General features: G+C 68.0%; 24 protein-coding genes. 12 read left to right on the top strand and 12 right to left on the bottom strand.

Annotation, left to right across the window (positions count from 1 at the left end):
* Window position 1 precedes the first annotated feature (1 nt).
* Genes SPF06_RS12865 through SPF06_RS12845 form a run of 5 tightly spaced genes read left to right on the top strand, consistent with a single transcriptional unit; the run spans window position 2 to window position 4,867 of the window.
* The gene (locus tag SPF06_RS12865) at window positions 2-1,681 is read left to right on the top strand and encodes a sulfatase family protein (RefSeq protein WP_323279472.1); all 1,680 of its coding nucleotides are present in this window, start codon (window positions 2-4) and stop codon (window positions 1,679-1,681) included.
* Entirely contained in the window at window positions 1,665-3,926 is a 2,262-nt protein-coding gene (locus SPF06_RS12860) for a glycoside hydrolase family 3 C-terminal domain-containing protein (RefSeq protein WP_323279471.1), read from the top strand. The genes SPF06_RS12865 and SPF06_RS12860 overlap by 17 nt, the downstream gene beginning before the upstream one ends.
* Window positions 3,916-4,134, top strand: coding sequence for a hypothetical protein (locus SPF06_RS12855; RefSeq protein WP_323279470.1), 219 nt, complete (start codon window positions 3,916-3,918; stop codon window positions 4,132-4,134). The genes SPF06_RS12860 and SPF06_RS12855 overlap by 11 nt, the downstream gene beginning before the upstream one ends.
* Entirely contained in the window at window positions 4,131-4,508 is a 378-nt protein-coding gene (locus SPF06_RS12850; RefSeq protein WP_323279469.1) for a YidH family protein, read from the top strand. Before SPF06_RS12855 ends, SPF06_RS12850 begins: the two co-directional genes overlap by 4 nt.
* Complete coding sequence (locus tag SPF06_RS12845) at window positions 4,505-4,867, top strand: DUF202 domain-containing protein (protein WP_323279468.1); 363 nt, start codon at window positions 4,505-4,507, stop codon at window positions 4,865-4,867. The genes SPF06_RS12850 and SPF06_RS12845 overlap by 4 nt, the downstream gene beginning before the upstream one ends.
* Window positions 4,868-4,888: 21 nt before the next feature.
* Here the strand turns inward: SPF06_RS12845 and menE are convergent, their stop codons facing one another.
* From menE to SPF06_RS12815, 6 genes are all read right to left on the bottom strand, one after another.
* Entirely contained in the window at window positions 4,889-6,481 is a 1,593-nt protein-coding gene (gene menE, locus SPF06_RS12840; protein ID WP_323279467.1) for an o-succinylbenzoate--CoA ligase, read from the bottom strand.
* Window positions 6,482-6,494: 13 nt separating this feature from the next.
* Window positions 6,495-7,826, bottom strand: coding sequence for an MFS transporter (locus tag SPF06_RS12835; RefSeq protein ID WP_323279466.1), 1,332 nt, complete (start codon window positions 7,824-7,826; stop codon window positions 6,495-6,497).
* Window positions 7,827-7,925: 99 nt separating this feature from the next.
* On the bottom strand, window positions 7,926-8,417 hold the full coding sequence (locus SPF06_RS12830) for a MaoC family dehydratase (RefSeq protein WP_323279465.1): 492 nt from the start codon (window positions 8,415-8,417) through the stop codon (window positions 7,926-7,928).
* Between the two features lie 264 nt (window positions 8,418-8,681).
* A complete protein-coding gene (locus SPF06_RS12825; protein ID WP_323279464.1) occupies window positions 8,682-9,893 on the bottom strand; it encodes an acyl-CoA dehydrogenase family protein in 1,212 nt (403 codons plus the stop codon).
* Window position 9,894: 1 nt separating this feature from the next.
* Window positions 9,895-10,782 carry an amidohydrolase family protein gene (locus tag SPF06_RS12820; protein ID WP_323279463.1) on the bottom strand — a complete coding sequence of 296 codons (888 nt, stop codon included), beginning with the start codon at window positions 10,780-10,782 and terminating at the stop codon, window positions 9,895-9,897.
* A 2-nt stretch (window positions 10,783-10,784) separates the two neighbouring features.
* On the bottom strand, window positions 10,785-11,720 hold the full coding sequence (locus SPF06_RS12815; protein ID WP_323279462.1) for an SDR family NAD(P)-dependent oxidoreductase: 936 nt from the start codon (window positions 11,718-11,720) through the stop codon (window positions 10,785-10,787).
* A gap of 139 nt (window positions 11,721-11,859) precedes the next feature.
* On the opposite strand from SPF06_RS12815, the gene SPF06_RS12810 reads away from it, so the two are divergent.
* The gene (locus SPF06_RS12810; protein ID WP_323279461.1) at window positions 11,860-12,315 is read left to right on the top strand and encodes a MarR family winged helix-turn-helix transcriptional regulator; all 456 of its coding nucleotides are present in this window, start codon (window positions 11,860-11,862) and stop codon (window positions 12,313-12,315) included.
* Here the strand turns inward: SPF06_RS12810 and SPF06_RS12805 are convergent.
* A complete protein-coding gene (locus SPF06_RS12805; RefSeq protein ID WP_323279460.1) occupies window positions 12,312-13,232 on the bottom strand; it encodes a LysR family transcriptional regulator in 921 nt (306 codons plus the stop codon). The two genes, SPF06_RS12810 and SPF06_RS12805, sit on opposite strands and share 4 nt — an antisense overlap.
* A 110-nt stretch (window positions 13,233-13,342) precedes the next feature.
* Here SPF06_RS12805 and SPF06_RS12800 point away from each other — a divergent pair, with 110 nt between their 5' ends.
* Together SPF06_RS12800 and SPF06_RS12795 are read left to right on the top strand one after the other, a co-directional pair.
* Window positions 13,343-14,413, top strand: a complete 1,071-nt coding sequence (locus tag SPF06_RS12800) for an MBL fold metallo-hydrolase (protein ID WP_323279459.1) — start codon at window positions 13,343-13,345, stop codon at window positions 14,411-14,413.
* Window positions 14,410-15,735 carry an MFS transporter gene (locus tag SPF06_RS12795; RefSeq protein ID WP_323279458.1) on the top strand — a complete coding sequence of 442 codons (1,326 nt, stop codon included), beginning with the start codon at window positions 14,410-14,412 and terminating at the stop codon, window positions 15,733-15,735. The genes SPF06_RS12800 and SPF06_RS12795 overlap by 4 nt, the downstream gene beginning before the upstream one ends.
* Window positions 15,736-15,757: 22 nt before the next feature.
* On the opposite strand, the gene SPF06_RS12790 is transcribed toward SPF06_RS12795, so the two are convergent.
* Genes SPF06_RS12790 through SPF06_RS12780 form a run of 3 tightly spaced genes read right to left on the bottom strand, consistent with a single transcriptional unit; the run spans window position 15,758 to window position 18,851 of the window.
* Entirely contained in the window at window positions 15,758-16,984 is a 1,227-nt protein-coding gene (locus SPF06_RS12790; RefSeq protein ID WP_323279457.1) for a metal-dependent hydrolase family protein, read from the bottom strand.
* Window positions 16,981-17,409, bottom strand: a complete 429-nt coding sequence (locus SPF06_RS12785) for a GAF domain-containing protein (protein WP_323279456.1) — start codon at window positions 17,407-17,409, stop codon at window positions 16,981-16,983. Before SPF06_RS12785 ends, SPF06_RS12790 begins: the two co-directional genes overlap by 4 nt.
* A gap of 47 nt (window positions 17,410-17,456) precedes the next feature.
* The gene (locus SPF06_RS12780) at window positions 17,457-18,851 is read right to left on the bottom strand and encodes an MFS transporter (RefSeq protein ID WP_323279455.1); all 1,395 of its coding nucleotides are present in this window, start codon (window positions 18,849-18,851) and stop codon (window positions 17,457-17,459) included.
* 102 nt (window positions 18,852-18,953) lie between these two features.
* Between SPF06_RS12780 and SPF06_RS12775 the strand changes: the two genes are divergently transcribed.
* Window positions 18,954-19,832, top strand: a complete 879-nt coding sequence (locus SPF06_RS12775; protein WP_323279454.1) for a MurR/RpiR family transcriptional regulator — start codon at window positions 18,954-18,956, stop codon at window positions 19,830-19,832.
* A gap of 28 nt (window positions 19,833-19,860) precedes the next feature.
* Here SPF06_RS12775 and SPF06_RS12770 read toward each other — a convergent pair whose 3' ends face one another.
* Window positions 19,861-20,448: a PadR family transcriptional regulator gene (locus SPF06_RS12770; RefSeq protein WP_323279453.1), complete on the bottom strand. Its 588-nt coding sequence runs from the start codon at window positions 20,446-20,448 to the stop codon at window positions 19,861-19,863.
* Between the two features lie 125 nt (window positions 20,449-20,573).
* Here SPF06_RS12770 and SPF06_RS12765 point away from each other — a divergent pair, with 125 nt between their 5' ends.
* The 3 genes from SPF06_RS12765 to SPF06_RS12755 are packed head-to-tail and all read left to right on the top strand — an operon-like array spanning window position 20,574 to window position 24,062.
* Complete coding sequence (locus tag SPF06_RS12765; protein ID WP_323279452.1) at window positions 20,574-21,686, top strand: aromatic ring-hydroxylating oxygenase subunit alpha; 1,113 nt, start codon at window positions 20,574-20,576, stop codon at window positions 21,684-21,686.
* 3 nt (window positions 21,687-21,689) lie between these two features.
* Window positions 21,690-22,703 carry a PDR/VanB family oxidoreductase gene (locus SPF06_RS12760; RefSeq protein ID WP_323279451.1) on the top strand — a complete coding sequence of 338 codons (1,014 nt, stop codon included), beginning with the start codon at window positions 21,690-21,692 and terminating at the stop codon, window positions 22,701-22,703.
* Between the two features lie 3 nt (window positions 22,704-22,706).
* Window positions 22,707-24,062 carry an MFS transporter gene (locus SPF06_RS12755; RefSeq protein ID WP_323279450.1) on the top strand — a complete coding sequence of 452 codons (1,356 nt, stop codon included), beginning with the start codon at window positions 22,707-22,709 and terminating at the stop codon, window positions 24,060-24,062.
* Between the two features lie 13 nt (window positions 24,063-24,075).
* On the opposite strand, the gene SPF06_RS12750 is transcribed toward SPF06_RS12755, so the two are convergent.
* Entirely contained in the window at window positions 24,076-24,591 is a 516-nt protein-coding gene (locus tag SPF06_RS12750; RefSeq protein WP_323279449.1) for an SRPBCC domain-containing protein, read from the bottom strand.
* Window positions 24,592-24,619 lie beyond the last annotated feature (28 nt).

Raw genomic sequence — 24,619 nt, 5'->3', positions numbered from 1 at the left:
CGTGAAGGGGAACGCCCGCGTGAAGCGGCCGAACATCGTGTGGATCTCCACGCATGACATCAACCCGGATCTGGGGTGCTACGCGGGGGTGTGGCCGGGGGCCGAGTACGCGGTGACGCCGCATCTGGACCGGCTCGCGGCCGAGGGGGCGCGGTTCGATGCCGCGTTCGCCTCGGCCCCGGTGTGCGCCCCGGCGCGGTCGGCCATCATGACGGGGTGCTTCCCGACGGCGATCGGGACGATGCACATGCGCACCAAGGCGGTCCCGCCGCCCGAGGTGCGCCTGCTCCCGGAGTACTTCCGGGCCGCCGGGTATTGGACCACGAACAACGTCTTCACCGACTTCCAGGTCGAGATCCCGCCCACGGTGTTCGACGAATGCTCCCCCGACGCGCACTGGCGCAACCGCCCCGACCCCAACCAGCCGTTCTTCGCAGCCTTCCACGGGATGGCTACCCACGAGTCGCAGCTCTACCTCGAGCCCGAGGCCTTCGCCGCCGCCACGCCGCACGTGGACGACGTCGACCGCCACGACCCATCGCGGGCGCCGGTGCCGCCGTACTACCCGGACACCGATGTGTTCCGGACCGCGATCGCACGCTACGCGGACCTCATCACGGAGATGGACCACTGGGTCGGGGACATCCTGGCGCAGCTGGACGAGGACGGGCTCGCCGAGAACACCATCGTCGTGTTCTGGTCCGATCACGGGCGCGGGATGCCGCGGGCCAAGCGCTGGCCGAACGAGGCCGGGTTGCGGGAGCCGCTCATCGTCCGCTGGCCCGGCAGGATCTCACCCGGAACCGTGGTCACCGACCTCGTGCACACGATGGACCTCGCCCCGACGATGCTCGCCGCCGCCGGGCTGCCCGTGCCCTCGCACCTGCACGGCGTGCCGCTGTTCGACGCCGAAGGCACCCTCGCCGAGGCGCCGAACCAGTACACTTTCGCGGGCCGCGACCGCATGGACGAGGCCGAAGATACTTCGCGCACCGTCCGCGACCCCCGCTACCGGTACATCCGCCACTATCACCCGGACCGCTCGGGCATGCCCCACATCCAGTACCCCGACCACCTCGAGACGTGGTCCGAGCTCCGACGGCTGCACGCCGAGGAGGCCAAGCAGCTCGCCCAGGGCCTCCGGCCCGACAAGCTGACCCCGCTGCAGCGCAGCCTCGTCGCCGGTTCCCGCCCCGCCGACGAGCTCTACGACCTCGCAGCGGATCCGCACGAGACCCGCAATCTCGCCACCGACCCGCACCACACCGCGGTGCTGGCCAGGATGCGGCAGGCCCTCGAAGCATGGCAAGGCCGCTACGGCGACCTCGGCCTCAGGCCGGAAGCCGAGATCATCGAGGGCTGGCGCCCCGGCGGCCGTCCTCACGCCACCGCGGCGCCCGCCGTCGTCGCCTCCCCCGAAGGCCTCGCCGCGGAATGCGCGACGGCGGGGTCCTCCATCGCGTGGACCACGGTCCCGCCACGGGAGGCGCGGGAGCAGACTCCGCTTGAGAAGATCGCGGGCCTCCCCCAGGACGACGGACGCCGATGGCGCCTGTACACCGGCCCCGTCAGAGCCGAGGCCGGCACCGTGTGGTTCCGCGCCTTCCGGCTCGGTTTCGAGGCAAGCCCCGAAGTCGCCGTCAACATCGAATCGAAGGAACACTGTGGCAACCTTGCCTGAATCGCACGCCGCGAAGCTCGCCTCCCTCTCGCTCGAGGAGAAGGCCTCCCTCACCTCTGGGGCGGACTTCTGGAACACCAAGGCCGTCCGCGGGGCGAATGTCCCGGCCATGCTGCTCACGGATGGCCCGCATGGGGTGCGGCGGCAAGCGGAGGGCGATGACCACGTGGGGCTCAACGCTAGCGTGCCGGCCACGTGCTTCCCACCCGCGGTCGCCCTCAGCTCGACGTGGGACCCCGAGCTGCTCGGGCGCATCGGAGATGCCCTCGGCAAGGAGGCGCGCGCGGGCGGCGTCTCGGTGCTGCTCGGCCCGGGGATCAACATCAAGCGATCCCCGCTCGGCGGCCGCAACTTCGAGTACCTCTCCGAGGATCCCGTCCTGACCGGCGAGCTCGGCGCCGCGCTCGTGCGCGGCATCCAGTCCCAGGGCGTGGGCGCGTCGCTCAAGCACTTCGCCGTGAACAACCAGGAGAACGACAGACTGCGCGTCAGCGCCGACGTCGACCCGAGGCCGCTGCGGGAGATCTACCTGCGCGGCTTCCAGAAGGTTGTCACCGCAGCCGAGCCGTGGACGGTGATGTGCTCGTACAACCGGATCAACGGCGTCTATGCCTCCGAAGATCGGTGGCTCCTGACGGACGTGCTCCGCGGCGAATGGGGCTTCACGGGCGTCGTCGTCTCAGACTGGGGCGCCGTCAACGACCGTGTGAAGGGCCTCGCGGCGGGCCTGGACCTTGAGATGCCCGCCGGCAGCGGCGCCACGGACGCCCAGATCGTCGAGGCAGTCAAGGGAGGGACCCTCGACGAAGCGGTCCTGGACCGCGCCGTCGCGCGCGTCCTCAAGCTCGCGGACCGCACAATGCCGGCGCGGGACGGAGGATCGGCCTACGACGTCGACGCCCACCACGAGCTAGCCCTCGAGGCGGCCCGGCGCAGCATCGTGCTGCTCAAGAATGAGGGCGGCTTCCTGCCCCTCGATCCGAAGGCCGCGGGGTCGCTCGCCGTGATCGGCGAGTACGCCCGCACCCCGCGCTATCAGGGCGGCGGCAGTTCGCTCGTGAACCCGACCCGCCTCGAGAACGCTCTCGATGCGATCGTCGCCGCGGCGAGCGCGAGCGTGGCCTTCGCGCCCGGCTACCGCCCGGGCGAAGACGCCCCCGACGCCGAGCTCATCTCCGAGGCCGCCGAGGCCGCCACGGCAGCGGACACCGTCATCCTATTCCTGGGCTCCGAGCTCGAGTCCGAGGGCTACGACCGCACGGGCATCGACCTGCCGGCCGCGCACCGCGCGCTCCTGGCCGCCGTACTCGACGCGAATCCGCGCACCGCCGTCGTCCTCTCCAATGGCGGCGTCGTCGCGACGGAGGGCTGGGACGAGCGGGTTCCTGCCCTCCTCGAAGGCTGGCTCCTCGGGCAGGCTGGCGGCCCCGCGACTGCGGACGTCCTGTTCGGGCGCGCGAACCCCTCTGGCAGGCTCGCGGAGACCATCCCCGCGCGGCTCCAGGACACCCCGGCCTACCTCGACTTCCCGGGCGAGCTCTCCCACGTCCGCTACGGCGAGGGCCTTTTCGTGGGCTACCGGCACTACGACAGCCGCGAACTCGAGGTCGCCTACCCGTTCGGGCACGGGCTCTCATACACGACGTTCGCCTACGAGAACCTCGCCCTGAGCGCGGACGACGGCGGCATCACAGTGAGCGTCGACGTCACCAACACGGGCGGGCGCGGGGGCCACGAGGTCGTGCAGGCCTACACGTCCCTGCCCGGTTCGGCGTTCGCGCGGCCCCGCCGCGAACTCAAGGGATTCGCCGTCGTCCGCCTCGAACCGGGCCAGACGGCCACGACGAGCATCCGGCTCGACCGCGACGACCTCGCCATCTACCACCCCGCGCTGGGCCGCTGGATCCTCGAGGGCGGCGACTACGCGGTCGAGGTGGGCGCTTCGTCCCGCGACCTTCGGCAGGCCGCCGTCGTCCGTCTTGCCGGGGACGACGTCACCGCGCCGCTCAGCGCGGAGTCGACCCTCGTCGAGTGGCTCGCCCACCCCGCCGGCGGGCCCGCCCTGAGCGCGGTCCTCCATGAGGCCGCGGCGGCGGGGAGCCGTTTCGCCACGCTGCTCGCGGAACCGGAGGGCCGGGCGCTCATCGGCAGCTTCCCTCTGGCCCGGCTTGCCGCGTTCCCCGGCAGCCCCCTGACCCGCGAGGACATCGACCGCCTCGCCAAGGGGGTCGAGGATGCCCAGTAGGGAACCTGTTGCCTGGGCCGCGACCACCGCGGCCGACCTGACCCGGGGAACCACCCGCAGCATCGTCCTGCGCCTGACAGGCACGCTGCACCAACGGGAAGTGACCATCGGCCAGACCGTTCCGGGGCCGTTCGGGCCTGCGCCCGGCGGCCCGTCCGACGACGACGGGCAGCTCCCGGAGCCCCATGCGTCCGGGGGAGAATCATGACGACGGGCCCTCGCATGAAGCTCAAAGAACCCCAGTGGCGACGCGAAGGCGAGATGCCGGACTACCGCTTCTCCCTCGCCAACGAGCGCACCTTCCTCGCGTGGATCCGCACGGCGACGGCCATCCTCGCGGGCGCGATCGCGGTCGACCAGCTCGCCCCGCAGATCGCCCCGACTCCCGTCCGGATCGTGCTCTGCCTCGTGCTCGCCGTCATCGGCGCGCTGCTCGCCGTCGAGGCCTACCGCCGCTGGTCGCTCCAGGAACGGGCCATGCGCCATCGCCAAGAGCTTCCGCACGCGTGGCTGCTCGTCGCGATGACCGTCGTCGTCGCGGCGGCCGGTGCCGTCATCGCCGTCCTCATCCTCGTACGGTGACCGCGCCTCCCGACGAGACCCGCGCGGCGCCGCGCGATCCGGGGCTCCAGCCCGAGCGGACCTCCCTGGCCTGGCGCCGGACCTTCCTCGCGCTGATCGTCTCGGACTTCCTCATCTGGCGCGCCTGGACCGGATCGCTCGCGCACCACGGCGGGGACATCGAAGGCTCCTCGCTCGGGCTCGGCATCGGGGCGGCGGTTGCCGCCGCCGCGACCGTCGTCCTCGGCGGCTGCATCCTCTACCGCGGCGCGAGCCTTCGCGCGGCGGCCGCGCCCCCAACGCTCCTCGTCCGGACGGCGACGACGGCGATCGTCGCCTTGGGTGCCGCGACCGTCGCCGCCATCGTCCTCGGCGGATAGCCGACCCGCCGAGCGGCGACTCTAGAAGGCGTACTGCCTCCGGAGCTCGGCCTTGCGGATCTTGCCGCTCGCCGTCCGGGGCATCTCCTCGACGAACACGACCGACTTCGGGATCTTGTACCGCGCGAGCCGCCCGTCGAGGTGCGCGCGCACGTCGTCGTCGGAAAGCTGCGCCCCTTCCCTGACGGTGATGATCGCCCTCGGCACCTCGCCCCACTTCTCATCCGGCACCCCGATCACCGCCACCGACGCGACCTGTGGAAGCTCCACGATCACGGCCTCGACCTCGGCCGGGTAGATGTTCTCGCCGCCGGAGATAATCATGTCCTTGAGCCGGTCCGACACGTAGAGGAAGCCCTCCTCGTCCCGATAGCCCATGTCGCCGGACTTGAACCAGCTCCCGTCCGCATACGAATCCCGCGTCGCGTCGGACCGGTTCCAGTACTGCTTGATGACGTTCGGCCCCGAGATCTGGATCTCGCCCACTTCCCCGGCCGCGAGGACCTCGCCGATCGGGTCGACCACGCGGATGTCCGTGAAGAAGTGCGGCAGCCCCGCCGAGCCGATCTTCTCCTGCGCACGCCCGAGCGGAAGCGTGGTCGCTCCCGGCGCGGTCTCGGTCATCCCGTAATTGTTGGAGAACCCGATCCCGCGCGCCTCATACGCGGCCAGCACGCTCGCCGGGATCGCCGAGCCGCCGCACGTGAGCTTCGTGAGCGAGCTGAGGTCCGTCGTCGCCCAGGACGGGTGCTCGGCGAGCATCTGGAACGTCGTGGGCACGCCGTTGAGCGTCGTGACGCGGTGGCGTTCGATGAGCTCGAGCGCCCGGCTCGGCTCGAACTTCTGCTCGAGCACGGCCGTGCCGCCCTTGAGGAGGATCGGCAGGAGGCCCATGTCGAGCGAGGCCACGTGGAACAGCGGCGAGATCATGAGGGAGATGTCCGTCGAGCTGAGGTCCATGTCGACGAGAACGTTGAGGCAGTTCCACGTGATGTTGCCGTGGGTGAGGAGCGCCCCCTTGGGCCGCCCAGTGGTGCCGGACGTGTAGAGGATCATCGCGCCGTCGTCGAGCGTCACGGTCTCGTCGATGGGCTCCGCGGGCGCGGCCCGCAGCGCGCGCTCATAGCGTTCGACGGCGGAGGCGGCCTCCGGCGCGGAGGTTGCCCCGGGCGCAGCGGGGGCGGCGCCGTCGTCGGGCAGGCCCGCAGCGTCGAAAGCCTCGCCGACGACAAGGCGACGCTGCACGCCCGTGCCCTCGACGGCGGCCGCGGCCAGAGCGTCGAGGAATTCGGCGTTGACGAGGAGCCGCACGCCCGCGTCGTCGAGCTGGAACTGCAGCTCGGGCGCGGCGAGCCGCGTGTTGAGCGGCACGAACACCGCGCCGAGCAGGCCGCACGCGAAGAACGTCTCGACGAAGGCCGGATCGTTCTCGCCGAGGTACGCGACCCTGTCGCCGCGTGCCACGCCACGGCGGCGCAGCGCATTGGCGAGGCGGTCGGTCCGTTCCGCGAGCTCGGCGTAGCTCACGATCTGTTCGCCCGAGATCAGGGCGGGCTTCGGCCCGGACTTCGGCCGACGCCGCTCGAGCCAGGAACCAACTCCGTTGTTGTACATGGGGACTGTCCTCCTAGCGGACGGCCGTAAGGTCATTGTCCTTCGATTCGCGGGTCAGGAGAATGAACACCGCGGAGACGAGGGACAGGGCGGCGAGGAAGCCGACGACGGCCCCCACATTGAGGCCCGATCCCTTGTAGAGCGAGCCGACGATGCCGGGCGTGAAACCGCCGCCGATGAGCGTCGCGAGCTGGTAGCCGAGCGCGGCCCCGGTGTAGCGCGACGTGGTGCCGAACTGCTCGGAGACGAACGCGGCGAACGGCCCGTAGAGCGTCGAGTGGAACACGAGCGCGAGCGTGAACGCGAGGAACACCAACCACGCGTTGCCCGTGCCGAGGAGCGCGAACATCGGGAACAGGTACGCCACGAACAGCACGAGGCCCGTGATCATGACGGGGCGGCGCCCGAAGCGGTCCGAGATGCGGCCACCGAAGAGCACGAAGGCGATCGAGATGATCGAGGCCCCAGCAAACGCGTACAGCACGCCTTGCTGCGGGGCGCCCTTCGAGACCGCGTACGTCACCGCGAATGTGGACAGGGAGACCTGGAGGCCGAAGGCGGCGGCACCCGCGAGCATGACGAAGACGAGGGCCTTGGGCCGGCGGAGCACCTCGAAGAGCGGCACCTTCCGCTTCACCGCCGTGTTCTGCTTCTCCTCCGCGGCGATGGCGGCGGCGAAGATCGGACTCTCCGAGACGCGCAGCCGGACGAAAAGCCCGACGACGAGCAGCGCGAGCGAGAGCAGGAACGGGACGCGCCAGCCCCACACGAGGAATTCCTCGCGGGGCAGCGCCGAGACGATGCCCATCATGACCGTGCCGAGGAACGCGCCCGTGGGCGCGCCCGCGTTGACGAACGACGCCGAGAATCCTCGCCGCTTCGGGTCGGAGTGCTCGAGTGCCATGAGCGCCGCGCCGCCCCATTCGCCGCCGACGGCGATCCCCTGCAGCACCCGGAGCAGGACGAGGATGACGGCGCCCCACGGCCCGATGAGGCTCGCGCCCGGGATGAGGCCGATCGCCGTCGAGGCGAGGCCCATGACCGTCATCGAGACGATGAGCATGCCCTTGCGTCCGATGCGGTCTCCGAAATGGCCGAAGATCACGCCGCCGAGGGGGCGGGCCAGGTAGCCGGCGGCGAACGTCGCGTACGCCTCGACGGCCCCGGCCCACGGGTCGGCGCCTGCGAAGAAGACCGTCGGAAAGGCGACGGCCGCTGCCGTCGCGTAGAGGAGGAAGTCGTAGAACTCGATCGTGCTGCCCAGATAGCTGGACAGGACGACCGTGCGCGCCTCTTTGCGCTGCGCGGTCTGGCTCATCTGCGTGAGCTGGGTGGTTCCAGACATGGTGGTTCCTATGGGTGGCGGGGTGGGTGAGAAGAAGGGTGGGGTGGGTGAGAAGAAGGGTGGGGTGGGTGAGAAGAAGGGTGGGGTGGGCTAGGGTGCCTACTTGTAGAACCGTGCGAGGAACTCGGCGACGACGGCGGGCCGCTCTTGGCCTTCGATCTCGATGGACGCGTTGACCTTGATCTGGGCGCCGCCCTTGACCTCGGCCACCTCGGCAATCTGGCCGACCATGCGGACCTTCGAGCCAACCTTCACCGGCGACGTGAAGCGCACGCGGTCGAGGCCGTAGTTGACCTTCGTGGTGACGCCCTCGACGTCGAAGAGCTCTCCCCAGAACGGGATGAGCAGCGAAAGCGTGAGGAAGCCGTGCGCGATAGCGGCTCCGAACGGGCCCTCCTTGGCACGCTCGGGGTCGACGTGAATCCACTGGTGGTCGTCGGTTGCGTCGGCGAAGAGGTTGACGCGTTCCTGGGTGATCTCGAGCCACTCGGTTGCGCCGAGATCAGCGCCGGACATCGTGAGGAGCTTGTCGAAGTCGACGACGAGCCGCGGCTCGATGGAACGGGGCTCGATAACGCGGGGGGTGGTCATGAGGGGTCTCCTGAGGGTTCTCGGGCGGGTAGATGTGGGGTAGGTCTCGCCGAACGCGTGGCCACCTCTCGCCGACGCGCGGCCACCTATCCCCCTTGAGTGGCCACATCTCGACTGACGCGTGGCCAGCTTTACGGAGGTGGCCACTCGTCGGGTGAGACATGGCCACGGGTTCGGTGAGACGTGGCCACTCGTCGGTGGGACGTGGCCACGGGTTCGGTGGGAGGTGGCCAGGGGTTCGGTGGGAGGTGGCCACGGGTTGGGTTAGGTGGTGAAGGCGCTGACCCCGGTGAGGGCGCGGCCGACGATGAGGGCGTTGATCTCGTGGGTGCCCTCGTACGAGTAGACGGCCTCGGCGTCGGCGTGGAAGCGGGCCACGTCGGTGTCGAGGGTGATGCCGTTGCCGCCCACAACCTCGCGGGCGAGGGCAACGGTCTCGCGCATGGCGAGGCTTGTCTGCATCTTCGCGAGGGCGGAGTCCTGGTCGCGGTAGATGCCGCGCTCCTGCTGCTCGGTGAGCCTGACGACGAGCGAGAGGCTCGCCGTCACGTTGCCGAGCATACGGGCAAGCTTCTCCTGGACGAGCTGGAACGAGCCGAGCTTCCGCCCGAACTGCTCGCGCTCCCGCACGTACTTCAGGGCGGCCTCGAACGCGCCAGCCTGGATGCCGGTCGCGATCCACGCGACGTCCGAGCGCATGGCCCGGAGCATCGCGGCGACGTCCTTGAACGAGTTGACGTTGTGGAGCCGATCCGACTCGGTGACACGCACGCCACTGAGCGTGATGTGCGCGTTCTGCATCATGCGCAGGGCCGTCTTGCGGTGGATCTTCTCGACGGCGACGCCGCGCGCCTCCCGCGGGACGAGGAACGCCTTGACCTGGCCGTCGGCGACGTCGCGGGCGAAGACCGCGAGGACGTCCGCGGTGGCGGCCCCGCCGATCCAGCGCTTCGCGCCGTCGATCATCCACTCGCCGCCGTCACGCCGGGCCGTCGTCGCCAGCCCGCCCGCGATGTCCGAGCCGTGCTCGGGCTCGGTGAGGCTGAAGACCCCCTTGAGCGAGAAGTCGACGACGCGCGGCATCCACTCGCGCTGCTGCTCCGGCGACGCTCCGACGCGGATCGCCGTGCGGAAGAGGCCGGCCTGAGCGGTGTAGAACGTCGCGAGTGACGCGTCCGTTCGGGCGAGCTCGAAGATCCTGAAGCCGTGGTAGATGCCCCTTGCTGACTGTCCGTCAGAGGTGAGTTCCGCCGGCTCCATGAGGTCCAAATCGATGAGGGGCTGCCGCAGTTCCTCGGGGAACTCGCCGCGCTCCCAATACTCGCCCAGAAGCGGTCGGGCCTTCTCATCGAGGAACGTCCGGAGTCGGCCGAGCACTCGGCGCTCGTCGTCCGTGAGGAGGGACTCGGCGTCGTACCAGTCCGCCACCTCGTAAAGGCGAGTCTCCTGACCCGAGGCAAGCGTCGTCGTGCTCATCTCATGCCCCCAGCCCGAGCACGCGCACGGCGTTGCCTTTGAGGATCATGGGGCGCACCTCGTCCTTGAGCGGGAGGTCGGCGAACGCGCCAAGCCACTTCTGCGGGGTGATGAGGGGGAAGTCGGTGCCGAAGAGGACCTTGTCCTGGAGGACGGAGTTCGAGGCCTTCACGAGCGACTCCGGGAAGTACTTCGGCGACCACCCGGAGAGGTCGATGAAGACGTTCGCCTTGTGGGTCGCGATCGAGTTCGCCTCCTCCTGCCACGGCACGGATGGGTGCGCCATGATCAGGGTGAGGCCGGGGAAGTCGGCGGCGACGTCGTCGAGCAGGAGCGGGTTCGAGTACCGCAGCTTGATCCCGTGCCCGCCCGGAAGCCCCGCGCCCATGCCGTTCTGGCCCGTGTGGAAGATCGCCGGGAGGCCGAGGTCCTGGAGCGCGTCCCACAGCGGGTAGAACTCCTCGCTCGAGGGGTCGAAGCCCTGCAGGGACGGGTGGAACTTGAACCCGCGAGCGCCGAGCTCGAGGGCCTGGTGCTTCGCGCGGGCGATCGCCTCCTCCCCCATGCGCGGGTCCACGGACCCGAACGGGATGAGGACGTCGTTGTGACGCGCCGCGCCCTCGATGAGCTCCTTGATGCTGTTGGGCTCGTGGCGGAGCTGGGTCCGCGCGTCGACGGTGAAGACGACGGCGGCCATGTTCAGCTCGCGGTACGTGTCCGCGATCTTGTCCAGGCTGGGCGAGCGGTCCTCGGCCTTGAAGTACTTCGCCGAGGCCTCGGTCAGCGCGGCCGGGAGGGAGGCGTGGCCGCAGGAGTCCACCTCGAGGTGGACGTGCATGTCGATCGCGTCGAGCTTCTCGACGTCGATCCCCAGCTCGTAGCGAGGCATGGTCAGCGAACCTGTGCGGGCGCGGGCTGGAGGTCCTCCGGCAGCGGCAGGAATTCCTCGCCCACGCTCTGCAGGTGGGCGCCGATGATCTCCGCGCCCTGCTCCTGGAGCACCTCGTACGTCCAGCCTCCCTCGCGGTAGTCCGTCGTCGCCGGCTCGGGGTGGGTCCAGACCTGGAGGCGGTCCCCGCCCGTCCCGATCGCCTGGCCCGTGATGCGGGCGGCCTCGTCGGAGGCGAGGTACGCGATGAGGCCCGCGACGTCGTCGGACGTTCCGAAGCCGAGGTCATGCCGGAAGAACCGCGGCATGGCCTCGCCGCGCTCGTCGGCCTCGACGGCCTTGGCGAAGTACGGGACCGTCTTGGTCATCGCGGTCGCGGCGACGGGGATGACGGCGTTGACCGTCACGCCACTCTTTTTCATTTCCAGCGCCCACGTGCGCACCATGCCGACGATGCCCGCCTTGGCGGCGGCGTAGTTGGTCTGGCCGAAGTTGCCGCGCTGGCCCGTCGGAGAGCCGATCGTGATGATCCGGCCTTGGACGTTGTTGGCCTTGAAGTACGCGAACGCCTCGCGGACGCACGTGAACGTGCCGCGGAGGTGGACGTTGATGACGAGGTCGAAGTCCTCGTCCGTCATCTTCAGGAGGCTCTTGTCGCGGAGGATTCCCGCGTTCGTCACGAGGATGTCGAGGCGGCCGAACGCGGCAACCGCGCCATCGACGAGCGCCTTCGCCGCCTCCGACGAGCCGACCGGGACGACGACGGCGGTCGCCTTGCCGCCGTCGGCCTCGATCTGCGTCACCGCGGCGGCCGCGGTCTCCTCGTTGACGTCGTTGACGACGACGGCGGCGCCCTGCCGCGCGAGCTCCCGGGCGTAGGCGAGGCCGAGGCCCTGCCCGCTTCCGGTGACGATCGCTACCTTGCCTGCCAGGCTCATTCCGTGCTCCCTTGCACTCGTGCTGCTCAGCCGTTGGCGCCCGGCGTTCCGGACGTGAGACCCTTTGTCACAGTCCATGAAAAGACCGATCGTTGAAAATGTCAATGAGTTATTTTTTGAACCTGTTGGAGGTGGGCCTGTGAGCGGTCACGACGAGGTGGTGATTCCGCGGCTCGCCGAGGGAGCTGTGGCCAACGACATCGGACTCCTGCTCGCGAAGCTGAGGGCCGCGGGGTCCGAATTCAACAACAAGGCCCTGGCCGAGTTCGGGCTGCGCGAGCGGTCGTATTCGGTGCTGCGGCTCGCATGCAGCGGCCTCGAGCCCACCCAGCGCGAGCTCGCGGACTTCCTCGCGCTGGACCCGAGCCAGATCGTGGCCCTCGTGGACGATCTCGAGGGGCGCGGGCTCGTGTCCCGGGAGCAGGGACGGACGGACCGGCGGCAGAAGATCGTGCTCGCGACGCCCGAGGGCGAGCGCCTCCACGCCACGGCCGAGGCCGCGATGCAGGAATGCGAGGCCAGGCAGTTCTCGACGCTTACTGCGGATGAACTCGCAACCGTCAGAGCGCTCCTGCGAAAGGCCCTCTGGGGCTAAGCCTCGCCGCCCGGATCGGATACGCCCCGGCCGGGGGCGCCGAGATGCAAGACGCAGTGCTCGATCAGGTCCTTCGCCAGGCCCGATATCGTGACGCCCCGCGGGTGCGCGACGAGCACTGAATTGGTTCCGGTTTCCTGGGCAATCGGAAGATACCTCAGCGGCAGGTGTTCGCTGCTCTCGTCCACTGGCTCCATGAGCAGCGAGTAGGCCAGATTCCGGCCCACAATGGCGCGGATCGTGTGAACGCTCGAACTGCGGTAGACGACGTTCGGCTCGACGCCGAAGCGTCGCAGCATGGCCTCATTCAGGTACGAGGCGGGCTCCACGTTCAGCAGGGCCGCCGGGTAGGGCGCGAGCTCTCGCAAGTCGATGGTGGCCCTGCTCGCCAGCGGATGGTCGGGCGAGAGCGCCACGAGGAATTCCCGCCTGCGCAGCAGCACGGTCTCAGCCTCCGGGTGTCGTTGGGCTTCGTAGATGAAGCAGACATCGATCTGGCCGCGCAGCATCTTCTCCTGGATCTCGGGGCCGGAGCCCTCCACGAAGTCCAGGGTCACGTTCGGATGCCTGCTTGCAAAGAACTCCGCCATCTCTGGAAGCACCAGTGTCGAGAGCGTGCTGAAGCAGCCCACCGTGAAGGTGCCGGAGTAGCCTTCGGCGCCGGCGTCCACGGCGTCGATCAGATGCCGGGCCTCGCCGAGGAGGGCGCGGGCGCGGGTTGCGGCGATACTGCCGACGGGCGTGAGGTACACGCCCTTGGACTTGCGCCTGATGATGAGCTGCGCGCCGAGGGCGGACTCCAGTTCCTTGAGAGCCAGACTGATGCCTGCCTGCGAGACGTGGCATTTGAGGGCGGCCTGAGTGATGGATTGGGACTCCGCGACGGCCACGAAGTACTCGAGCTGGCGCAGCGTCATTTCCTTCATAAGGAAATCTTAGGTTGTCTCCGAAATCTATTTGTTTTACATCTCATGGGACGTAGATCACGCTGGACGCACGGACCATCTACAGCACACGAAGGAGTGGCGTGAACGCGTCCAACCCACGACTTGGGCCACATGTGGTGGCCTTGGGCACCGCCGGAGGCCCCCGCTGGTGGAACTCGCCCGGCGGAAGCCAGCGCAGCGGGATCAGCACCGCCGTCGTCATCCAGGAACGCGTCTACCTCGTGGACTGCGGGCAGGGCACGGGGCGGCAGCTGAAAAACGCCGGCCTGGGCATGGACCAAGTGCGGGGCCTCTTCATCACGCATCTGCACTCGGACCACACGGTCGATCTCGCGTCCATGATTCTGTTCGGCCAGTTCGAGCGGAAGAATCCTGCGCTCGAGCCCATCCGGGTGTTCGGGCCCGGCCCGCGCGGAAAGCTTCCCCCGCTTTCCACCCGCGCTGAGTCCGTCCCGGACGTGGTGGCGCCGGCCAATCCCGGCCCCGGCATCGAGGAGCTGTTTGACCTGCTGTCCGCCGCCTACGCCACGGACATCAACGACCGGATTTTCGATTCCCTCACCCGGCCCCCGTCCACGCATTTCGATGTCCACGACATCGTGCTCCCGGAAGGGACGGGCTTCGACCCGAACGACAACGTCTGTCCGGACATGGAGCCGTTCACCATCTTCGAGGACGATCTCGTGGAAGTCACCGCGATCCTCGTGTCCCACCACCCCACGGCCCCGGCCTTCGCCTTCCGCTTCGACTCTGCCGAGGGCTCCGTGACCATCTCCGGGGACACCGCTCCCTGCCGGAACCTCGTCCGCCTCGCCCAGAGCACGGACCTCCTGATGCACGAGGCCATCGACCTCGAGATCATCGCCGCCCAGTACACGGACCAGGCCCTCATGAAGGCCACCATGGACCACCACCGCCGCGCCCACACGACCGCACGGCAGGCCGGTGACCTCGCCACACAAGCCGGCGCCCGTTCACTCGCGCTGCACCACCTGGTTCCCGCGTCCGCCCCCGCCGAATCCTGGCTCACGGCGCGCGAGACCTTCGCCGGCCAGATCTTTGTGCCGGACGACCTTGAAGCCATCTCCTTCGCCGCAGCACCCCGCACTACCTCCGACACCGCCGTCGAACCCGCAAAGGCCATCTCATGACGACAGACAGCACGCAGCACCCGATTGCGCCAACGGCGCCGGTCCCTGACCCATCAGGGGTCGATCCCCGCGAAATGCGCAAGATCCTGACTTCGAGCTTCCTCGGCACCGCGATCGAGTACTACGACTTCATCCTCTATGCCACGGCAGCGAGCCTCGTGTTCAACAAGGTGTTCTTCACCGGCGTGGACGAGAGCCTGGGCCTCATGCTCTCGTTCACCACCCTGGCCGCCGGGTACGTGGCCCGCCCGCTGGGAGGCTTCATTTTCGGCCATCTCGGCGACAAGCTCGGCCGCAAGGCCATGCTGGTGGTCACCGTCGTGATGATCGGCGTGGCGAGCGTGCTGATCGGCATGCTTCCCACAACGACCCAGATCGGCGTCGCGGCACCCATCCTGCTCGTGTTCCTTCGCGTTGTGCAGGGCATCGCCGTGGGCGGCGAATGGGGCGGCGCCATGCTGCTGGCCTTCGAGCATTCCAAGAAGAAGAGCCGCGGCTTTGCGGCCTCCTTCGCCTACATGGGCGCGCCCGCCGGAACCATCATCGCGACCCTCGTGCTGAGCGCCATGTCCACCCTGCCCAAGGGCGACTTCCTGGCCTGGGGCTGGCGCGTTCCCTTCCTCTTCAGCGCCGTCTTGGTGGCGGTGGGGCTGATCATCCGGCTCAAGGTGTCCGAGTCCCCCGCGTTCAAGGAACTGGCCAAGGCCAAGCCGGTCAAGGTCCCGGCCGCCGAGGTCATCACCAAGCACCCCCGCAGCTTCTTCATTTCCGTCTTCGCGGGCATCGCAGGCCAGGCCGCGCAGGGCCTCATGGGAGCCTGGGCCATCTCCTACGCCGTGGAGCAGGCCACCCTCGCCCAGACTTCGGTTCTGAACGTCAAGGCGCTCACCGGCGTGGCCACGATCGTCATGATCATCGCCGCCGCGCGCCTGAGCGACCGGATTGGACGCAAGAAGGTGATGCTCGGCGGCACCGTCGCCGCCATGATTCTCGCGTTCCCGATCATGTGGCTCATCGAGGCGGGATCCATCTGGGGTTTCCTCCTGGCCCTGTTCCTGGGTCTGAGCGTGATCCAGGGCTTCACCGCCGGCCCGTATGGCGCGTTCGCCGCCGAGCTGTATCCCGCCAGCATCCGCTACAGCGGCACGTCCATCGGCTACCAGCTGGCCAGCACCCTGGGAGCGGGCTTCACCCCGCTCATCGCAACCGGTCTCGTGATCGCCGCCGGCGGCTCGCTCTGGATGGTCGCTGGGGCGTGGATCGGGTTCTCGGCGCTCACCGCCGTCGCGCTGCTTTTCGCCAAGGAAGGAAAGGACAGGTAGCTGATCAAGGGCTCCTCGCCCACTAAGTTGCCACCACCTTGCCGTCCTGAATCAGGTAATCAAGATGTTCGCTGATGTCTGCGAGCACAGAAACGTCAGCCAGCGGGTCGGCATCCAGCACCAGCATGTCTGCATCGGCACCCGGTGCGACAACGCCGATCTCGCCTTCACGCTCAAGCAGCTGGGCCGCCGTCGTCGTGGCCGAGCGGATGGCGTCAATGGCGGGTTGGACCTTGCCGAGGAGGCGGAACTGCTCGTTCTGATGCCGATGCATGCCACCGAGCAGGTCTGAGCCAAAGGCCATTTTGACGCCGGCTTCATGCGCCCACGCGATGGCTTCCAGTCCCGTGGTCAGGACGGTGTCAACCTTGTTCCACATCTCCTCGGACAGGCCGAATTCCTTGCCCTCCTCCTTGAGTGCCCAGTACGTGACCAGGGTTGGAACCAGGAAGGCGTCCTTTTCGAGGAATAGCCGAAGACTCTCCTCGTCGAGCAGGTTGCCATGCTCGATTGACCGCACGCCGGCTTCGAGCGCCCTATTAATAGCCCGCGCAGTGTAGGCGTGGGCGGCGACATAGCGGTTAGCCGCTTCCGCCTCTTCCACGGCAGCGCGCATTTCCTCCATGGAGTACTGGGTGGAGTCGATGCGGTCCGTGGGTGACGACACACCTCCGGAAGCCATGATCTTGACATGGTGGGCGCCCTTGCGCAGCTCGTCGCGGGCGGCCGCGCGGACCGCGTCCACGCCGTCCGCCACTCGGCCAATGCCACAGCAACCGCGGCCATTGGGGTCATGGTCCTCGCCAGGAAGGCGCATGTCGCCATGACCGCCGGTCTGGCTGAGTGCCTTGCCGCAGAAGTGCAGTTTGGGGCCTTCCAGCAAGCCTTCTTTCTGGGCCAGCGCGAGGCCGAAATCCGCTCCGGATAGATCGCGAACGGTAGTGAAACCGCGCCGGAGCATCTCGCCCATGATCTTGGCCGTCTGCGCATACACGTACGACGCCGGGGTCCAGGTCAGGGAGCGGAAGTCAGCGCTGGATGCCACGACGTGGACGTGGGCGTCGATGAGGCCAGGGATGACGAACTTCCCGGAGCCGTCGATGACCCTGGCGTCCGTTGGGGCGTCGGCATCTGCCGCCACGCTGCGGATCTTCCCGTCAACGCTGACGACGTCGGCTGTTGAGTAGGTGCCCGCGTGCACGTCCAGGACGCCCGCGTTGCGGATGACAATCGGGGTGGTGCCGCTCATGACTGAAGGGCGTCCTTCCGTGTTGCTTCGTTGGTGTCTACTTGGTGGCTGAAGGCGGCGGCGAGTTCCGCCGCACTGGCGGCCACCGTCGTCGTCGCTGTTTCTACGCTCTGCGGCGTGTAGCGGCCCTCAGCGTCCAGCAGCGCGAGGACGCCAACGACGTCGCCTTCCTTGAGGACGGGGATGTTGATGACACCGCCGCAGCCGAGCGACTGGATGAGTTCGACGTCGGTGAAGACCTCCCTGAGTCCGTCGAGATCTGCCGCCAGGAAGGGCTTCTTGTCAGCGATGACTGTGCCGAGCCATCCCGGGGACATCTCCACCGTCTTCTCCGCACCCAGCGGATAGGCGTCCGGGTGGCTGGTGAAGACCCTGCGGAGCGCCGATCGTTCGGGGATCCATTGGAGGGCCGTGAAAAGGATCACTCCGGGGTCCTGTTGGAGGGATTCGAAGGCTTTTTGGAATGCAGTTGTCACTTGCCGCTCGATTCCACCGGGGTTGCGTCATGCTCGGCACGGGCGTTGATGTCCTCAAGCGACTTGCCCGCGGTAGAGGCGCCGAAAATGACGACTCCCAGGACGCCGACGATGAGAACCACGGTGGTCATGGTGAAGACGCCGCCGAAGCCCAAGGCGACAGAGAAGATGCCGATGATCGACGGCGCCAGGATGCTTCCGATGCGGCCAACCGCGCTCGCCAGCCCGACGCCGGTGGCACGCATCCACGTGGGGAACAACTCGGGTGTGTACGCGTAGACCCCTGCGTAGGTTCCATTGAGGAAGAAAGACAGCGTTGCCGCAGCCAGCAGGATCATGCCGGGATCGCTGGACTGGCTAAGCCAAAAGGCGCTGACCGCGGAGCCGGCCAGATAGAGGGCAATGGTGTTCTTGCGGTCAATTCGGTCGCAGAGCCACGCGGCGGAGAAGTAACCGGGGATCTGCGCGAGGTAAATGATGATCGAGAACTCGAAGCTCTTGGTCACCGTAATGCCGCGGCCCACCAGAAGCGTGGGGATCCAGGAGAAGAAACCGTAGTAGGAAAACGTGATCACGAACCAGATCAGCCAGATCACCGCAGTACGGCGACGCAGGGCACGGGACCACATGAACTTGAGCGCGTTCCACACTGTGATCTTCTGCTGGTGCGTGGCGATGTCCTCCGCGGCTGGCTCCAACGGCGTGAGCGGCTTGTTGGTGGCCTTGGCCACGCTGTCCTCGAAGCGCGCCACCACGCGCTCGGCTTCTTCCGTGCGGCCTTGGCTGATCAGGTAGCGGGGAGATTCGGGAAGGCTGCGACGCCACCACAGGAGCAGCAAGATGGGAATGGCCGTGATGACCTGGGCCCAACGCCAGCCGTCGGCACCCATCGGGACCACAAACCGGCCGATCAAGGCCGCGCCCACGAAGCCGAAGGAGAAGAAGCCGGCGAGGGTGCCGATGAACCAGCCGCGGCGCTTGGGCGGGATGAACTCAGACAGGAATGGAGCGATGATGACGCTCTCGGCACCGGCGCCCAAGCCTGCAAGGACCCGTGCAACCAGGAAGACTCCAAAGTTCGGAGCCAGCGCGGCAACTACGGACATCACTGCGTAGAAGGCCAGGGCCCACATCATCACTTGCTTGCGGCCAAAGCGGTCGCCGAGCCAGCCGGCCAGGATGGCGCCGAAGAAGAAGCCAAGCGGGGCGGCTGAACCAACCAAGCCGAGGCTGGCGTTGCTGAGGCCCCAGAGTTCCTGGATGCGCGGCAGCAGGAACGCCACCACCGCGCCATCTATGCCGTCAAAGGAGTAGCCAAAGCCCCCAATGAGGAGAAGCTTGTAGTGTGGTCGACTGAGTGACAACCGGTCCAGTCGTGCGGTAAGGGACATGTGATTCCTGCCAGTTTGGGCGGAGTTGTACATTTTTAGAAATATGCACAAGTCTGTGCAGACGTCTTGAAGGTATGTCCCGGGTGTGAGGTAGGTCAATAGGTGAAACACGAAGTTAACGCTTCGACGTTGACCGAGTGGTTGGACAGCCGTGTGCAGGGCCGCAAGCTGGCGGCACGGCAGATACAGGTCATCGGCATCCTCCGCTCCCAGCCCAGGCTGGCGTCCTACGGATCTGTCAGCGACATCGCGGCCGCGGCTTCCTCAAACGCATCCACCGTGACAAGAACCGCGCAAACGCTGGGGTTCAAGGGCTGGGCGGACTTTCAGTTCGAGCTGCGCTCCCGCTTCCTGGCGTCCCTCAGTGCCGTGGAAGTGGCGGCGGAGCACAACGGGCACATCAGCAGCCCAGCCCAGACGGCAATAACGACGGACCGCACCAACCTGGCGCATCTCGAGCGGACCCTCGACATGGACACCGTGCACTCCATTGCACAGGCCATCGCAGGCGCTCGGCAGACGCTGATCATCGCCGCGGGAAGCTACGCGATTCCCGGAAAGGCGCTGGAACACAACGCCATCATTGCCGGGTACAACGTCAGGTTGCTGGACGCCGACGTAGCGGCATTGACGAACGCCGTGGCCCGGCTTACCCCGCACGATCTTGTGATTGCTATCAGCCTGTGGCGCGTCTACGACAGCACTCTCCGCGCCGTGGAATTTGCCCACAACGTCGGCACACCCATTGCCTCGATCACGGACAGCGCAGGTTCACCAGTGGCTGCGCACGCCGCACACCGGATCGTCGTGCCCACGGAGAGCGCGGGCTTCTTCCCATCATTGACGGGAGCTGTATCTGCAGCACAGGCGATCACCGTGGAACTGGCAACGCTGGACCGCGACAAGTCAAACCAGAACATCGCCGCGTCCGAGCGCGCATGGGATCAACTGCGGATCATGCACCCGCGGTCGAGTTCGTAGCGCGGTCCAGTTGCGTCCGGGCTGGTGCCTAGCTCTGTCCCCCGAGCCTCTCCACGAGTTCGAGCCCCTTCTCGGCCCACGCGATCTCCACCTCTGCCCGCGCGATCATGCCCTCGTAGGCGAAGACCTTGTAGGCCGTGATCCGCTCGGCCTCCTCATCGGATTTGCCCTCGATCCGCCTGGCGAGGGTCGGGTTGGAGTGGTCGCGGAGCGTGCGGATCATCTCCTCCCAGTCGGCGATCCGAGCCGAGTGGTACTCAATGTGGGCGCGGAAGAAGTCCGCTGACGCCGCCGGCTCGGCCCATTCGAGGTACGCGGCGCGCAGCCGCACGGGATCGCGTTCGCGCTGGTACTCGGGCGGCGTGTTGAGCCACTCCTGGAAGGACTCGACGCCCGCGTCCGTGATCGAATAGCGCTTCTTGGTGCCGCGCTTGCCCCACGGCACGGTCTCACCACTGATCAGTCCGTCCTGTTCCATCCGCCGCAGTTCGGGGTAGATCTGCGAGTCCGGCGCGTGCCAGACGTAGCCGACCGAGGTCTGGAAGTTCTTGTAGACGTCGTAGCCGGTCATGGGCTGCGACGTCAGCATCGCCAGGAGGGCGTTCCTGAGGCTCACCCGGCTACCTTATCTGCCTCTTGAAACTATCTATCTCCATAGATAGAGTGTGTCTCACCTCACCATCTATCTATGGAGATAGATAGTTGTTTGCCCGCCAATGGCGGCGGGCAGGAAGGACCGTCATGTCTCACCCGACCTCCACGACCAACAAGACCCTCTCGCACCCGCTCAACGCCTGGTACGTCGCGGGCTGGGACTACGAACTCACCCGCAAACCCCTCGCACGCACGATCGCCAACCGGCCTCTCGCGCTCTTCCGCACCGAGGACGGGCGGCCGGTCGCGTTGGCAGACGCGTGCTGGCACCGCCTCGCACCCCTGTCGATGGGCAAGACCGTGGGCCGCGACGAGATCCAATGCCCGTATCACGGCATCACCTACAACTCCGCGGGCCGCTGCACGTCGATGCCGGCGCAGGAGACCATCAACCCCTCGGCCACGGTGCCCTCGTTCCCGATCGTCGACCGCTACCGGTTCGCGTGGGTCTGGCTCGGCGACCCCGAGAAGGCCGACCCCGCGCTCATCCCGGACATGCACCAGATGAGCTCGCCGGAATGGGCAGGCGACGGCGAGACCATCTATGCCCCCTGCAACTACCAGCTCGTGCTCGACAACCTCATGGACCTCACGCATGAGGAGTTCGTCCACTCCTCCTCGATCGGCCAGGAGGAGCTGAGCGCCTCCGACTTCAAGGTCACCCACGACGAGCGCACCGTGACCGTTGCCCGCTGGATGTTCGACATCGAGGCCCCACCGTTCTGGCTCAAGAACATGCGGGACAAGTTCCCGGGCTTCGAGGGCCGCGTGGACCGCTGGCAGATCATCCACTTCGAGGCGCCGTCGACCATCACCATCGACGTCGGCGTCGCCAAGGCCGGGACCGGAGCGGCCGACGGCGACCGCGGCCAGGGCGTCAACGGCTACGTCATGAACACCATCTCTCCCGAGACGGACAAGACGTGCCACTATTTCTGGGCGTTCATGCGCAACTACTGCCTCGACAGCCAGCTCATCACGACGCAGCTCCGAAACGGCGTGCACGGGGTCTTCGGCGAGGACGAGGCCATGCTCAAGGCCCAGCAAGAAGCCATCGACGCGAACCCGGACTACGAGTTCTACAGCCTCAACATCGACGCGGGTGGCATGTGGGTCCGCAGGCTCATCGAGCGCATGCTCGAGGCCGAGGGACGCCTCGCCGCGACCCAGGAGCCCCAGCCGGCTCGAGTCGGCGCCTGAGCCATGGCCGCCAATTCGAGCACGGTCTGGCAGCGCGGGCGCATCGTCGAGCTCCGCGACGTCGCCCAGAACATCCGGCGCATCGTCATCGAGCCCGAGACCCCGGTCCGGGCCGCTCCCGGCACCCACGTCGACGTCGCCGTCGTCCTCAACGGCGCGCGCGAGGTGCGCTCCTATTCCGTCGTGGATTCGGACGACGGCGGCACGCGCCTTGCGCTGTCCGTGTTCCGGACGCCGGCGTCGCGTGGCGGCTCGGTCTTCATGCACGGGCTGGCCGAGGGCGACGAGGTCGAGCTCACCCAGCCGATGCAGAACTTCCCCCTGCGCGTCGGCGCCGCCCGCTACGTCGTCCTTGCGGGCGGGATCGGCGTCACGGCCGTCTTGGGGATGGCCCGCGTGCTGGCCCGGATCGGTGCCGACTACCGGTTCGTCTACGCGGGGCGCAGCCGCGACGCGATGGCGTACCTCGACGAGCTCGTCGCCGAGCACGGCGACCGGATCGAGGTCCACGTCGACGCCGAGGGCACCCCGCTCGACGTCGCGTCCCTCGTTGGCGGGCTCGACGTCGACACAGAGCTGTACATGTGCGGCCCGATCCGGCTCATGGACGCCGTGCGGCGCGCCTGGCGGGACTCCGGGCTCGACCTGCCGAACCTCCGCTACGAGACCTTCGGGAACAGCGGCTGGTTCGACCCCGAGGAGTTCGTGGTCCGGATCCCCCGCCTCGGCCTCGAGGCCGTGGTGCCGAAGCACCGCTCCATGCTCGAGGCCCTCGAAGCGGCCGGGGCGGACCTCATGTTCGACTGCCGCAAGGGCGAATGCGGCCTGTGCGAGGTGGACGTTCTCGAGCTGACCGGGGACATCGACCACCGCGACGTCTTCTACAGCCAGCGCCAACAGGAGGCCTCGGCCAAGATGTGCTGCTGCGTCTCCCGCGTCATCCCCAAAGACCCCATCGGTTCCGGCACCGTCGCTCGCGAGAACGGTCGCGCCGTCGTCACCATCGAGGTGAGTTGAACCATGACCACTGATATCCGGGCGCGCATCGAGGCGTCGCCCATGCGCGCGGGCCAGTGGACCGTCGTCGTCCTCTGCACGCTGCTGAACGCCGTCGACGGGTTCGATGTCCTCGCCATGGCGTTCACGTCAGCGCGCGTGTCGAAGGACTTCGGCCTCAACGGCAGCCAACTCGGCCTCCTGCTCAGCGCCGGGCTCGTCGGCATGGCCCTCGGCTCCCTGCTGATCGGGCCTATTGCCGACAGGACCGGGCGGCGCCCGATGCTCCTCGTCTCCGTCGGGACCTCCGCGGCAGGCATGCTGCTTTCCGCGACCGCCGTCGGCGCCGTCCCGCTCGGACTGTGGCGGGTCGTCACGGGGCTCGGCGTCGGCGGCATCCTCGCCTGCACCAATGTGCTCGTGAGCGAGTTCTCGTCCAAGCGCTCGCGCAGCCTCGCCATCAGCATCGTCACGGCGGGCTACGGGGTCGGGGCGACCCTCGGCGGCGGCGCAGCCGTGTGGCTCCAGGCCCAGTTCGGCTGGCATTCCGTCTTCCTCGGCGGCGGCCTCGTGACGCTCGTCCTCCTAGCCCTCACGTTCGGATTCGCGCCGGAGAGCGTCGACTTCCTCGTCACGCGGCGGCCGCGCGGGCACGAGGCCAAGCTTGAGCGGCTCGCGCGCCGTCTCCGGCTTGCGGACGGCGCCGTGGCAGAAGAAAGCCCGACGACGACGCCCCTCGCCTCGGGCGCCCCGCCTCGCAATCCGCTCGTGCGCCTGTTCGACGTCGCCAACCGCCGCACGACGCTCGTGGTGTGGCTCGCCTTCTTCGCCGTCATGTTCGGCTTCTACTTCGTCAACAGCTGGACTCCCAAGCTTCTCGTCACAGCCGGGATGACCGAGAGTCAAGGAGTAGTGGGCGGCCTCACGCTCACCCTCGGAGGCACCGTCGGCTCGGTCCTCTTCGGCGCATTCGCAGCCAGATGGGCCAGCCGGTCAGTCATGATCTGGTTCACGGTCCTCGGCGCCCTCGCGACCGCCGTCTTCATCTCCGCCGCGGGCATCCTCGCCCTCGCGTTCTCTGTCGGCGTCGTGCTCGGTGCCCTCATCAACGGCTGCATCGCGGGCCTGTACGTCATCACGCCGTCGGTCTACCCGACGGCCATCAGGAGCACCGGCGTGGGCTGGGGCATCGGAATCGGCAGGGCCGGCGCGATCCTCGCGCCGACAGCCACGGGGGCTCTCCTCGACGCAGGCTGGACGCCCGCAGGCCTGTACCTCGGAGTGGGAGTCGTGGTGCTCGTCGCGGCGGCCGCGGTCTTCTTCCTCCCCCGACCTGCCCCGGCGCCTGCGGGCGACGAGCCCGCCCTCACCGCGCATTGACGAAATAGGTGCCCTAGCCCTGCCCCGGGATGGGCGCGCCGAACGGAAGGCCCTCGCGCACGTAGCCGTCGTAGAGCGGCTGCCACGCGAGGGCGCCGGCACTGTGGGGCCCTCCCGGTTCGCCCCCGCCGAGCTTGACCGCGAGTTCGGCGAGGCACACGTGCCACCCGGCGGCGTTGCGGGCGGCGGCATTGAGGTCGCCCAGCCAGTTCCGCAGTGTGAGCTCGGCGTCCGCGTCGGAGCCTTCAACCCGGAACTCGAGCGTGTCCTCGCCCCATTCGAAGGCCCAGCGCAGCGGCGGCTCCCACTCGGTGATGCGCTCGACGGCGGGCGGCAGGTTGGGGTCGCCTGTGAGGGTCACGGTTCCGGCGTCGTGATCGATGACGACGGCGGAAGGGAACCAGCCCGCGAAGCCCTCCGGCGTGCTGACCGCGGCCCAGACCTCGGACGCGGGCACGGGGTAGGAGCGCACGAAGGTGACCGACGCGCGGCCGTCCTCCTCGCTGTACTGGCCGTCGAGCTCTTCCATCGCGTTCCTTCCCCCTGGCCGCCCGATC

It is taken from the genome of Sinomonas terricola (assembly GCF_034931225.1).
Classification (GTDB): Bacteria; Actinomycetota; Actinomycetes; order Actinomycetales; family Micrococcaceae; genus Sinomonas; species Sinomonas terricola.
Note: the sequence above shows the minus strand (reverse complement) of the source record. Positions and strands in the feature narration are given on the sequence as shown.